The organism is Ancylobacter sp., assembly GCF_965279025.1.
Classification (GTDB): Bacteria; Pseudomonadota; Alphaproteobacteria; order Rhizobiales; family Xanthobacteraceae; genus Ancylobacter.
Map to the genome: position 1 here is coordinate 1,615,339 of NZ_OZ257132.1, position 11,711 is coordinate 1,627,049.

At 70.7% G+C, this 11,711-nt stretch carries 11 protein-coding genes; 4 read left to right on the forward strand and 7 right to left on the reverse strand.

Annotation, left to right across the window (positions count from 1 at the left end):
- Window positions 1–230 precede the first annotated feature (230 nt).
- The 6 genes from truB to rimP all read right to left on the reverse strand — a co-directional run bounded on the left by truB (window position 231) and on the right by rimP (window position 7,951).
- Window positions 231–1,271 carry a tRNA pseudouridine(55) synthase TruB gene (gene truB / locus ACQY76_RS07470; protein ID WP_428032251.1) on the reverse strand — a complete coding sequence of 347 codons (1,041 nt, stop codon included), beginning with the start codon at window positions 1,269–1,271 and terminating at the stop codon, window positions 231–233.
- The gene (gene rbfA, locus ACQY76_RS07475) at window positions 1,268–1,699 is read right to left on the reverse strand and encodes a 30S ribosome-binding factor RbfA (RefSeq protein WP_428032252.1); all 432 of its coding nucleotides are present in this window, start codon (window positions 1,697–1,699) and stop codon (window positions 1,268–1,270) included. The genes truB and rbfA overlap by 4 nt, the downstream gene beginning before the upstream one ends.
- A 133-nt stretch (window positions 1,700–1,832) precedes the next feature.
- Window positions 1,833–4,625: a translation initiation factor IF-2 gene (infB, locus tag ACQY76_RS07480; RefSeq protein WP_428032253.1), complete on the reverse strand. Its 2,793-nt coding sequence runs from the start codon at window positions 4,623–4,625 to the stop codon at window positions 1,833–1,835.
- Window positions 4,626–4,690: 65 nt separating this feature from the next.
- Entirely contained in the window at window positions 4,691–5,386 is a 696-nt protein-coding gene (locus tag ACQY76_RS07485; RefSeq protein ID WP_428032254.1) for an RNA-binding protein, read from the reverse strand.
- 76 nt (window positions 5,387–5,462) lie between these two features.
- Complete coding sequence (nusA, locus tag ACQY76_RS07490; RefSeq protein ID WP_428032255.1) at window positions 5,463–7,085, reverse strand: transcription termination factor NusA; 1,623 nt, start codon at window positions 7,083–7,085, stop codon at window positions 5,463–5,465.
- A complete protein-coding gene (rimP, locus tag ACQY76_RS07495) occupies window positions 7,085–7,951 on the reverse strand; it encodes a ribosome maturation factor RimP (protein WP_428032256.1) in 867 nt (288 codons plus the stop codon). The genes nusA and rimP overlap by 1 nt, the downstream gene beginning before the upstream one ends.
- A gap of 218 nt (window positions 7,952–8,169) precedes the next feature.
- Between rimP and ACQY76_RS07500 the strand changes: the two genes are divergently transcribed.
- Window positions 8,170–9,045: a 4-(cytidine 5'-diphospho)-2-C-methyl-D-erythritol kinase gene (locus tag ACQY76_RS07500; protein ID WP_428032257.1), complete on the forward strand. Its 876-nt coding sequence runs from the start codon at window positions 8,170–8,172 to the stop codon at window positions 9,043–9,045.
- A gap of 20 nt (window positions 9,046–9,065) precedes the next feature.
- Complete coding sequence (locus ACQY76_RS07505; protein ID WP_428032258.1) at window positions 9,066–9,389, forward strand: YnfA family protein; 324 nt, start codon at window positions 9,066–9,068, stop codon at window positions 9,387–9,389.
- A 5-nt stretch (window positions 9,390–9,394) separates the two neighbouring features.
- On the opposite strand, the gene ACQY76_RS07510 is transcribed toward ACQY76_RS07505, so the two are convergent.
- The gene (locus ACQY76_RS07510; protein ID WP_428032259.1) at window positions 9,395–10,417 is read right to left on the reverse strand and encodes a polyprenyl synthetase family protein; all 1,023 of its coding nucleotides are present in this window, start codon (window positions 10,415–10,417) and stop codon (window positions 9,395–9,397) included.
- 202 nt (window positions 10,418–10,619) lie between these two features.
- Here ACQY76_RS07510 and ACQY76_RS07515 point away from each other — a divergent pair, with 202 nt between their 5' ends.
- Both ACQY76_RS07515 and ACQY76_RS07520 read left to right on the forward strand, forming a co-directional pair.
- Window positions 10,620–10,856, forward strand: a complete 237-nt coding sequence (locus ACQY76_RS07515; RefSeq protein WP_428032260.1) for a DUF2007 domain-containing protein — start codon at window positions 10,620–10,622, stop codon at window positions 10,854–10,856.
- The gene (locus ACQY76_RS07520; protein ID WP_428032261.1) at window positions 10,853–11,704 is read left to right on the forward strand and encodes a tRNA1(Val) (adenine(37)-N6)-methyltransferase; all 852 of its coding nucleotides are present in this window, start codon (window positions 10,853–10,855) and stop codon (window positions 11,702–11,704) included. The genes ACQY76_RS07515 and ACQY76_RS07520 overlap by 4 nt, the downstream gene beginning before the upstream one ends.
- Window positions 11,705–11,711 lie beyond the last annotated feature (7 nt).

Consider the following 11,711-nt stretch of genomic DNA (forward strand, 5'->3'; position numbering starts at 1 on the left):
GGAAACTCCTTTTCCATAAGGGAGGGGGTGAAGAAGCGCTTGCGCGCCGCTTCGGACCATTGCCGCGGGCCGAGCCGGGATGTCGTCCAGCACGGTCGATGCAACAATGGGTTCGCGCGGACGAGGGGGTCCGCGACGCGCGCGCACCATACACGAAAACGCCGCAGGTGCTAGTGGCGGGTCAGCGGGCCAAAGGGGGCGGCGCGAGGCGGCGGCGCCCCCGCCGATGATCACTTGGCCGAGTGGAAGATCCGCTTCGGGTGGATCTCGCCGGCTTCGGCCTCGCCGAGCGCGATGAGGCGCCCGCCGGCGGTGATGGCGACCGGGCCTTCCAGCACCGGCGCGTCGCGCCCACGCAGAATGATCGGCTGGCCATGGGCGAGGCGGGCGGCGTCCGAGGACGAGACGCGCAGCGCCGGCAGGCTGTCGAGCCCGATCTCGACCGGGCGCAGGGCGTAGCTCGGCGGCGCGTCGTCCATCGCCTCGGAAACCTCGCGCAGCTTGGCCAGCGGAATGAGCTCTTCCTCGGGGAAGGTGCCGACGCGGGTGCGGCGCAGCGCCGAAATATGACCGCGCGCGCCAAGCGCCCGGCCGAAATCGCGCGCCAGCGAGCGCACATAGGTGCCCTTGCCGCATTCGGCCTCGAACACCGCGTGGTCGGCATCCGGCTGCTCGACCAGTTCGAGCGAATGGATCACCACCGTGCGGGCGGCGAGCTGCACCTCGATGCCGTCGCGGGCGAGGTCATAGGCGCGCTCGCCATTGATCTTGAGCGCGGAATAGTTCGGCGGAACCTGCTCGATCTCGCCACGGAAGCCGGGCAGCAGGTCGAGAATCGCCTCGCGCGTCGGGCGCAGCTCGGAGGTTTCGGTCGGCTGGCCCTCGCTGTCGTCGGTGTCGGTCTCGACGCCCCAGCGCACGGTGAAGCGGTAGACCTTGCGGCCGTCCATGACGAAGGGGACGGTCTTGGTGGCCTCGCCGAGCGCGATCGGCAGGCAGCCGGAGGCGAGCGGGTCGAGCGTGCCGGCATGGCCGGCCTTCTTGGCCTGGAACAGCCATTTCACCGCGCCGACCGCCTGGGTCGAGGTCATGCCGACCGGCTTGTCGAGCAGCACCCAGCCATCGACGTCGCGCTTGGGCCGGCGCTTGCGCGGCGCGTCGCGCTGGGCGTCGGGGGCCGCCTCGCGGGGGTCGGAATGGGTTTCGGCAGCGGCGCCGGCGGGAGCGGTATCGTCCTCGCCCAGGCTGCTGGTCTCGAGCGGGCCGTTCATGCCTCGTCCTCTCGGCTGTCGTTCGGGTCGGTGTCGGTTCCGTCGAGATCGCGCTTCACCTGCGGCAGGCGCAGCAGGGCGTCGATGCGCGAGCCTTCGTCGAAGGAGGTGTCGATGCGGAAGCGCAGCTCGGGGATGGATTTCAGCGCGACGCGGCGGCCGATCGCGCCGCGCAGCGGCTTGGCATTGGTCGCCAGCGCGGCGATGGCCGCCTTCGGGTCCTTGCCGCCGAGCGGCATGACATAGCAGGTGGCGATCTTCAGGTCGGGGCTCATGCGCACTTCCGGCACGGTGATCACCACCCGGGCCAGCGCCGGATCCGGCAGGTCGCCCCGCGCCAGGATCTCGGCGAGGGCGTGGCGCACCAGCTCGCCCACGCGCAGCTGGCGCTGGCTCGGGCCGGCGCCCGAGCTCGCTTTGTTCTTCATGCGATAAAACCTTCAAGGCCCCGCCCGCATCAGGGGGCAAAGGGGCCGGCCTCGACCGGAGCGAACGGGCTTGGACCGCGCGCTCCCGTGGAAAGGCCGCCCCCGCGTGCGGGAACGGCCGGAACGTGTCCGCTCAGAGCGTGCGCTGCACGACTTCGACGCGGTAGCACTCGATGACGTCGCCGGCGCGCATGTCCTGGTAGTTCTCGAAGGACATGCCGCATTCCTGGCCGGACTGCACCGTGTTGACCGCATCCTTGAAGCGGTTGAGCGTGGCGAGCTTGCCTTCGTGGATCACCACGTTGTCGCGGATCAGGCGGACATGCTGGCCGCGCTCGACCGTGCCGTCGGTGACCAGGCAGCCGGCGACCTTGCCCACCTTGGAGACCGCGAAGATCTCTTTGATGAGGGCGTTGCCGAGCATGGTCTCGCGGTTCACCGGGGCGAGCAGGCCGCCCATCGCCGCCTTCACGTCATCCACCAGGTCGTAGATGATGTTGTAGTAGCGGATCTCGATGCCGGCACGCTCGGCCGCGTCGCGGGCTTCCTTGTTGGCGCGCACGTTGAAGGCGATGATCGCCGCGCCGGCCGTCTCGGCCAGCGTCACGTCGCTCTCGTTCACGCCGCCGGCGCCGGAGTGGATGATCCGGGCCTGCACCTCGTCGGTGCCTAGCTTCTCCAGCGAGGAGGTGATCGCCTCGATGGAGCCCGACACGTCGCCCTTGATGATGAGCGGGAATTCCTTCCGGCCGGCCGTCTTGGCCTGGCTCATCATCTGCTCCAGCGAGCCGCGGACGGTGGCGGAACGGGCCGCCGCCTTCTCGCGCTTCTGGCGCTGGCGGTAGTCGGTGATCTCGCGGGCGCGGGCTTCGTTCTCGACCACGGCGAGACGGTCGCCCGCCTCCGGCGTGCCGTTGAAGCCGAGCACCTCGACCGGGAAGGACGGACCGGCGCTGGTGACGTTGGCGCCCTTGTCGTCGATCAGGGCGCGCACGCGGCCCATCTCGGCGCCGGCGACGACGATGTCGCCGACACGCAGCGTGCCGCGCTGCACCAGCACGGTCGCGACGGGGCCGCGGCCACGGTCGAGCTTGGCCTCGATGACGGTGCCCTCCGCGTCGCGGTCGGGGTTCGCCTTGAGGTCGAGCACTTCGGCCTGCAGGCTGATCAGCTCCAGCAGCTTGTCGAGATTGGTCTGCGCCTTGGCGGAGACCTCGACTTCCAGCGTGTCGCCGCCGAGGCTTTCCACCTGAACCTCGAACTGCAGCAATTCGCTGCGCACGCGCTCGGGCTTGGCGTCCGGCTTGTCGATCTTGTTGATAGCCACGATCAGCGGCACCTTGGCAGCGCGCGCGTGGTTGATGGCCTCGATGGTCTGCGGCATCACGCCGTCATCGGCCGCCACCACCAGCACCACGATGTCCGTCACCTTGGCGCCACGGGCGCGCATCGCCGTGAAGGCGGCGTGGCCGGGCGTATCGATGAAGGTGACCTTGCCGCCGAGCGGCGAGGTGACCTGATAGGCACCGATATGCTGGGTGATGCCGCCGGCTTCGCCGGAAACGACATTGGCCTTGCGGATGGCGTCCAGCAGCGAGGTCTTGCCGTGGTCGACATGGCCCATGATGGTCACGACCGGGGGGCGCGATTCCAGGTGCTCGTCGGTGTCCGTGGTGTCGAACAGGCCTTCTTCCACGTCGGATTCGGCGACGCGGCGCACGCTGTGGCCGAGCTCCTCGGCGATGAGCTGGGCGGTGTCGGCGTCGATCACGTCGGTGATCTTCACCATCTGGCCCTGCTTCATCAGCAGGCGGATGACGTCGACCGCGCGCTCGGCCATGCGGTTGGCCAGCTCCTGGATGGAGATGGTCTCCGGCACGATGACTTCGCGGGCGATCTTTTCCTTCGCCTCGACATGGCGATGGCCGCTCATGCGCTGGGTGCGGCGGCGGAACGAGGCGACGGAGCGCTGGCGCTCGTCATCCGACGACTGGGCGGTGACGACGGTCAGGCGGCCGCGGCTCTTCTCGGGACCGGCGGGACGGGTCGGCTTGGCCGGGGCGGCCGGGCGGGCCGGGGCGCCGCCGGGACCGCGACGGACCGGACGACGATCGTCCTCCTCGGCATCCATCGGGCCGCGCGGCGTGGCGACGCGGGGCGCGCCGGGAGCGGCAGGCGCCGACGACGGGCTGGCGGGCGTGGCGGCGCGGGGCGCATTGCCGGCCGGCGCCGAGGCGGCGGCGGGCTGGTCATCGCCGAAGCGCTTGCGCGCCTCCTGCTCGGACTTGCGCTTGGCTTCCTCGTCGAAGGCGCGGCGCGCGTCTTCCTCGCGCTTGCGGGCTTCGGCGGCGTCGCGCTCGATCTTCTCGCGGGCCTCGCGCTCGGCGCGGCGCACGGCTTCGATCTCGGCGCGCTTGCGATCCTCGACCTCGCGGACGCGGGCGTCCTGGAGGGCGGCGGTGCGGGCGCGGGCTTCTTCTTCCGTAAGGGTGCGCAGCACCACGCCACCCGGGCGGCTGCCCTGCGGGGCCGGACGGGGGCTGGAAAGATTGGCGCCCGGGGAGGGCTGGGTGCGCAGCGGCGGCCGGCCGGAGGGCTGGCTGGACGCGGCGGGCTGGCTCGCCGGCGCGGCGCTGGGCGCCGGGCGCGCGGGGGCCGGTGCCGCCGGGCGTGCGGCCGGGGCGGCGGGCGCAGCAGCAGCGGCGGCCGGAGGCGCAGCGGGTGCGGCCGCAGCCGGCGCCTCGGGCTTGTCGCCCGGGCCGAGCACGCGGCGCTTTACCTTCTCCACCACGACGGACTTGGACCGTCCATGGCTGAAGCTCTGGCGGACGACGCCCTGCTCGACAGGTCGCTTGAGCGTGAGGGTGTTCTTGCCACCCTGTCCGACGCCCATCGTCTTCTCGCCCGGGTTCTTCGTATCGGTCATTCGGTATCCGTTCCTGTACCTTTCCGCCTCATGCGGAAAGGCCCCACTATCGTCGGCCAGCCTGCTTATTCCGCGCGCCAGCCTTCGAGCCTTTTCATGCGCGCGAGGAACCCCGCGCTCGTCGGATGCGCGAGCAGCGCAGCATGTACCACATTTGCCCGCCCCAGCGCCAAGTCCAATTGTGTTCCCGGCAAGCTGTCGATGCGGGCAATCCCGCGGCCGGCCGCTTCACCGATCCGCCGCGCCAGCGCATCGAGCTTGGCGGCCCCGTCCGGGGCGGCTTCGCTCGCGTGCATGAGCACCGCGACCTTCCCGCTCTGCAGCGCCTCGATCACCTTGGCGTTGCCCGTCACCACCTGCCCGGCCTTTTTGGCCAGGCCGAGGGCGCTGAGCGCGTCCTTCTCCAGCAACTGCCCGACGAGGTCGGGCAGTGCCGCGTCGGCACGTCCTTTACCGCGAAAGGCGCGCGAAAACGCCTTCCTCTTCATTGCGTCGGCCAGCACGGCGCGCCGTGCCGTCACCCAGGCGCCCCGCCCGGGAAGCCGGGCGTGGATGTCCGGCACCACCGTGCCATCCGGCGCCACGACGAAGCGCAGCATCTCCTCCACCGGGCGCACCGCCCGGCTGGCGATGCACAGCCGGCTCGGCGCCCGGCCCGCATCGGGCAGGCCGGCGTCGGTCAGCCCGACATCGGTTGCGCCCGCTTCGGTGTCGTCCGGGTCCGCCGCTGGAGGCGCCGTCTCGTCCGTCACCGCTGCCATTCCTTCGGTCCTCAAACCGCGTCTGTGCCGGCCGCCTCGTGTGGCGGCCGCGTCGATCGAGCCGTGGAACCAGCCGTCAGGCCGGGTTCTCGTCGGCGTCGGTCTCCTCGCCGGCCTCGGCCGCGTCATCGGACGCGGCAACGAGATCGTCGGCGCTGATCCAGCCGGCCTTCACGCGGGCCTGCATCACCAGCTGCTCGGCCTCCTCGCGGGAAAGCTCGAAGCCCTCCAGCGCGCCGGCCACGCGGATAACCTCGCCGTCCTTGCGCTCGGTCCAGCCGACGAGATCGTCGGTGGCGCAACCAGCAAGGTCCTCAACCGTCTTGATGTCGTTCTCGCCGAACGCCACCAGCATCGGCGAGGTGACGCCCGGCACTTCGCGCAGCGCGTCCTCGACGCCGAGCGCCTTGCGGCGCTCGTCATACTCGGCCTCGACCTGCGCGAGATGCGCGAGGGCGCGGTTCTGCAGCTCCTGCGCCGTGTCCTCGTCGAAGCCCTCGATGCTCGCCAGCTCGTTCAGCGCCACATAGGCGATTTCCTCGACCGAGGCGAAGCCTTCGGAAGCGAGGAGCTGGCCCATCATCTCGTCGAGATCGAGCGCCTCGGCGAACATCTTGGTGCGTTCGGCGAATTCCTTCTGGCGCCGCTCGCTCTCTTCCGCCTCGGTCATGATGTCGATGTCCCAGCCGGTCAGCTGGGAGGCGAGGCGCACATTCTGGCCGCGGCGGCCGATCGCGAGGGATAGTTGGGCATCCGGGACCACAACTTCAATACGCTCGCGGTCCTCGTCGAGCACCACCTTGACCACTTCGGCCGGGGCGAGGGCGTTGACGATGAAGGTGGCCACGTCCTGCGACCACGGGATGATGTCGATCTTCTCGCCCTGCAGCTCGTTCACCACGGCCTGCACGCGCGAGCCGCGCATGCCGACGCAGGCGCCGACCGGGTCGACCGAGGAATCGCGCGAAGTGACGGCGATCTTGGCGCGCGAGCCGGGATCGCGGGCTACCGACTTGATCTCGACGATGCCGTCATAGATCTCCGGCACTTCCTGCGCGAACAGCTTGGCCATGAACTGGGGATGGGTGCGCGACAGGAACACCTGCGGGCCGCGCTGCTCGCGGCGCACGTCATAGACATAGGCGCGGATGCGGTCGCCGGTCTTGAACACTTCGCGCGGCAGCAGCTCGTCGCGGCGCAGCGAGGCTTCGCCACGGCCGAGATCGACGACGACGTTGCCATATTCGACGCGCTTGACCGCGCCATTGACGATTTCGCCGATGCGGTCCTTGAACTCGTCATATTGCCGGTCGCGCTCGGCCTCGCGCACCTTCTGCACGATGACCTGCTTCGCGCTCTGCGCGGCAATGCGGCCGAAGTCGAAGGGGGGCAGGGTGTCGGCGATCGAATCGCCGATCTGCGCCGCCGGGTTCAGCCGGCGCGCGCCGACCAGATCAATCTCGACGGCCGGGTTGTCGACCTGCTCGACCACCAGAAGGTGGCGGGCGAGGCGAAGTTCGCCGGTGCGGGCGTTGATCTCGGCGTGGATGTCGGTCTCGGCGCCGTAGCGCGAGCGCGCCGCCTTGGCGATCGCATCTTCCATCGCGGCGATCACGATGCTCCGGTCGATCGATTTTTCACGCGCGACCGCATCGGCGATCTGCAGCAGTTCGAGCCGGTTTGCGCTGACGACGGCCATCAATGCGTCTCCTTCGCATGGGATTTGCGTTTGGCGTTGGATTTCTTGCCGGGCTTCGCCGCGCCCTTGGGCTTCAGCAGGGGCTTGGACGCCTGCTTGCCGCGAACCGGCATCTTCTTCGGCGGGATGACGCGCAGCACGCCGCCGCCATCTCCGTCAAACGAACGTTCCGTTCCGGAATCGTCGCTGTCGGAATCGTCGTCCGCCTCGTCGTCGAGCGGCACGTCGCCGATATCGGCGGTGTCGATGTCGTCCTCGTCGATGCCGGCGCCTTCGCGCAGCGCCTTGTCGCGGCGCAGGGCGGCGCGGATCAGCGCGTCCGTCATCACGAGGCGCGCGTCGCCAATGTCGGCAATCGGCAGGGAGACGGTGTCGGGCGCGCCGGCCGGGGCATCGGGCAGGCGCAGCAGCGCTTCGTCACCCTTGGCGCCGACCAATATGCCGCGAAAGCGCTTGCGACCGTCCACCGGCACGGCCATGTCGATTTTAACGTCATGGCCGGCCCAGCGCACGAAATCGGAAACGCGCACCAGCGGCCGGTCGATGCCGGGCGAGGACATTTCGAGATTATAGGCGCCGGTGATCGGGTCCTCGACGTCGAGCACCGGCGAGATGGCGCGGCTCGCGGCCTCGCATTCGTCGATGCCGAAGGAGCCGTCGGCGCGCTCGGCCATGATCTGCAGGGTCGGCGGGCTGCCGCCGGATATCTTCGCCCGCACCAGGCGGAAGCCGAGGCCTTCCAGCACCGGGCCGACAATGGCGGCGACGCGCGCGGCCGGACCGGTCTCGATGACGAGACGCGGCTCGTCGAGGCGGCCCTCGGGCAGGTCGTTGGCGTCAGTAGCGTGGGCTTCGGTTTCGCTCATCGTCCTCGTCGGATCGCCTTACGATCCGCAATGCAAAAAGAGCGGGCCCCGGCGACGGAACCCACTCTCAACCGACCAGATGATCGTTTGTGAGATCGTTGAATGCCGTGCTTATACAGCCAAAGTGCCGCCGGGCGCAAGCTGGCGCTGCGCGGGCGTGCCGGGCCTCGCTTGCCGCCGGCGAAGGCCCGTCGCATAAGCGGCTTATGTGCGCCCCCGTGCCCCCATTTTCCGCGCTGCTGCGCGAACGCGCGCCCGCCAAGGTGAACCTCACCTTGCGGGTGCTGGGGCGGCGCACCGACGGCTATCACGATTTGTCGAGCGTCGTCGTCTTCGCCGGCACGGGCGACCGGCTGGCCCTCGCGCCGGGCGGCGCTCTGGCGCTGGCGGTCGAGGGGGCCGGCGCCATGGCGCTCGCCGGCGAGGCCGACAATCTGGTGCTGCGGGCGGCGCGGGAACTGGCAGAGCGCGTGCCGGGGCTCGTCGTCGGCCGCTTCACCCTGGTCAAGCGGCTGCCGGTGGCGGCGGGGCTCGGCGGCGGCTCGGCGGATGCGGCGGCGGCGCTGCGGCTGCTGGCGCGGGCGAACGGCCTGCCCGCCGACGATGGCAGGCTGTTCGAGGCCGCGCTCGCCACCGGATCGGACGTGCCGGCCTGTCTTCACGGGCGCAGCTGCCTGATGGAAGGGCGGGGCGAGACCCTGACGCCGCTCGCCTCGCCACGCTTCGGCGCCGTTCTGGTCAATCCACGCGTCGCGGTAGCGACCGCCGCGATCTTCCGCGCGCTGGCGCTGGTGCCGGGGACGCAGAGGGTGGCGCCCGCCGCCTTTCCCCTCAACGCCTCGCGCGGCGAACTGCTCGGCTGGCTCGCCGGCGAGCCGAATGATCTCGAACCGCCGGCCCGCGCGCTCGCCCCGGTGCTCGGCGAGGTCGAGGAAGCGCTTCGGGGCACTGCCGGCGCACGCCTGGTGCGGATGTCGGGCTCCGGGGCGACGATGTTCGCGCTTTATGATGATTGCCGCGCCGCCGCCGCGGCGGCCAAGGCGATTGCCGGCCTTCATCCTGCATGGTGGGTGACATCCACCGTGCTGGGCTGAACCGAGAGAAGCGAGCCACGATGCGCACCGCCCTGTTCTTCGCCGCTTCGGCCTTCTTCGAGATCGCCGGCTGCTTCGCCTTCTGGGCGGTGGTGCGCAATGGCGCGAGCGCGCTGTGGCTGGCGCCGGGCGGGCTCAGCCTGCTGGCCTTCGGGGCGCTCCTGACACAGATCGACGCGGCGGCGGCGGGCCGCGCCTTCGCCGCCTATGGCGGGGTCTATGTCGCGGCGTCGCTGGTCTGGCTGTGGGCGGTGGAGGGCTTCCGGCCGGACCGCTGGGACCTCGCCGGGGGCGCGGTCTGCCTGGTCGGCGCCGCGCTCATCGTGTTCGGCCCGCGCGGCTGACGGGTTCAGCGCACTCGCGCGATGCAGAAATCCACCACGTCGAGCAGCGCGTCGCGGGCGGGGCCGGTGGGGAAGCCGTCGAGCGCCCGCTTGGCGGCGGCGCCATAGGCGCGGGCGCGCTCCACCGTCTCGGCAATGGCGCCGTGGCGGACCAGCAGCGCCAGCGCCCGGTCGAGGTCGCCCTCGCCGATCTCGCCCTGTTCGAGGCAGCGGCGCCAGAAGGCCCGTTCCGCCTCGGTGCCGCGCCGCACCGCCAGCACGATGGGCAGGGTGATCTTGCCCTCGCGGAAATCGTCGCCGACATTCTTGCCGAGATCGGCCTGCGAGCCGCCATAGTCCAGCGCGTCGTCGACCAGCTGGAAGGCGATGCCGAGATTCATGCCATAGGCGCGGCAGGCGGCCTGCTCGGCCGGGGTGCGCCCGGCCAGCACCGGCCCGACCTCGCAGGCGGCGGCGAACAGTTCGGCGGTCTTGCCACGGATGACGGCGAGATAGGCCTCTTCGTCGGTGGCGATGTTCTTGGCGGCGGCGAGCTGGGCGACCTCGCCCTCGGCGATGACCACGGCGGCGGTGGAGAGGATGTCGAGCGCCCGCATGTTGCCGACCTCGATCATCATGCGGAAGGCCTGTCCGAGCAGGAAGTCGCCGACCAGCACGCTGGCCTCGTTGCCCCACAGCATGCGGGCGGCGAGCTTGCCCCGGCGCATCTCGCTGTCGTCGACCACGTCGTCATGCAGCAGCGTCGCCGTGTGCATGAACTCGACCGAGGCGGCGAGCTTCACCGTGCCCTCGCCCTCATAGCCCGACAGGGCGCCGGTCGCGAGGGTGAGCATGGGGCGCAGGCGCTTGCCGCCGGACGAGATCAGGTGCTGGGCAACCTCCGGGATCATCGCCACGTCGGAGCCGGTGCGCGACAGGATCAGCGCGTTGACGCGCTGCATGTCGGCACGCACAAGGGTGACGATCCCTTCGATTGAGGGCTCGGGCGTGAGTTCGGCGGCGGAATTGAACGGCAATACGACGGACACGGGTCGGTTCCGGTTCTGACCACGAGAGCATCCTAATACCCCTGTCGGGTCCGGCCAAGTTCGCCGCTGCGGCGCTCCGGGCTGTCTGCGCAGGGGCACCTCGGCGCCCTTTCCTCCCCGCAATAGCGCAATCGCGGGACAAGGGGAAAGCCGCATGGCGTACGGGACTGCGCTTTTGTGCCGATCGTGGCATCATGCCGCCATGCGTGAACTGATGCGAACCAACGATATCGTCTTGATTTCCGCGGTCGCCGCGTTGCTCGACAGCGCGGGGATCGGCCATCTGGTGCTCGACCAGCACATGAGCGTGATGGAGGGCTCGATCGGCCTGCTGCCACGCCGCCTGCTGGTCGAGGACGAGCGGGAGGACCAGGCGCGGGCCCTGCTGGACGAGGCCGGATTCGGCGCCTCCCTCGTCGATGAGGACGACGCCCGGTGAAGGCGCGAACGGCCGAGCGGGACGATTCGCCCGCCGCGACGGGGGCGGCCCATGCGGTGACGCCCGACCACGGCGTGACGGACGAGGCCCTGACCGACGATGCCTTCCTCGGCGGCCGGCTGCGGCTGCTGCAGCCCCTGCGTGGCCACCGCGCCGGCCATGACGCCCTGCTGCTGGCGGCGAGCGCGCCGGCGGCGCAACGGGCGGCCGATCTCGGCGCCGGGGTGGGCGCGGCGGGCCTCGCCTATGCTGTGCGAATCGACAAGACCACGATGACGCTGCCCGAGCTGACGCTGGTCGAGATCGTGCCCGAACTCGCCGCCCTCGCCGCCCGCAACGCCGCCCGCCAGCCGGACCTTGCTGGCCAGGTGCACGTGGTGAATGCCGATGTCGCGACGCTTGGCCGACCCTCCGGTCCTGCGTTTCCCGCCGCCCGATCGGTGGATCTCGTGCTGATGAACCCGCCTTTCAACGATCCCGCCCACCACCGCACCTCGCCCGATGCCGGGCGGGCGCTGGCGCATATGGTGCCGGATGGCGATATCGGAACCTGGCTGCGCGCCGCCGAGCGGCTGCTGGCGCCGGGCGGGCGGCTGGCGCTGATCCACCGTCCCACCGCTGTCGAGGCGTTGCTGGCATCGCTGAAGGGCCGTTTCGGCTCGGTCACGATCCGCCCCGTCCACCCCGCGCCCGAGGCGCCGGCGCATCGCCTGCTGATCGGCGCGATCAAGGGCCGCCGGACGGCTCCCGCCTTCCTTCCCGCCCTCGTGCTGACGGATGCCGCCGGGCGGCCGAGTGCGGCGGCCGTGCAGGTGCTGCGCGACGGCGGCGCCATCGGGCCGGAATGACGAAGCG

Coding starts and splice junctions, on each gene's coding strand:
- truB (WP_428032251.1), bottom strand. CDS start 1,271: ATGAACGGCCCGCTCGAGACCAGCAGCCTGGGCGAGGACGATACCGCT.
- rbfA (WP_428032252.1), bottom strand. CDS start 1,699: ATGAAGAACAAAGCGAGCTCGGGCGCCGGCCCGAGCCAGCGCCAGCTG.
- infB (WP_428032253.1), bottom strand. CDS start 4,625: ATGACCGATACGAAGAACCCGGGCGAGAAGACGATGGGCGTCGGACAG.
- ACQY76_RS07485 (WP_428032254.1), bottom strand. CDS start 5,386: ATGGCAGCGGTGACGGACGAGACGGCGCCTCCAGCGGCGGACCCGGAC.
- nusA (WP_428032255.1), bottom strand. CDS start 7,085: ATGGCCGTCGTCAGCGCAAACCGGCTCGAACTGCTGCAGATCGCCGAT.
- rimP (WP_428032256.1), bottom strand. CDS start 7,951: ATGAGCGAAACCGAAGCCCACGCTACTGACGCCAACGACCTGCCCGAG.
- ACQY76_RS07505 (WP_428032258.1), top strand. CDS start 9,066: ATGCGCACCGCCCTGTTCTTCGCCGCTTCGGCCTTCTTCGAGATCGCC.
- ACQY76_RS07515 (WP_428032260.1), top strand. CDS start 10,620: ATGCGTGAACTGATGCGAACCAACGATATCGTCTTGATTTCCGCGGTC.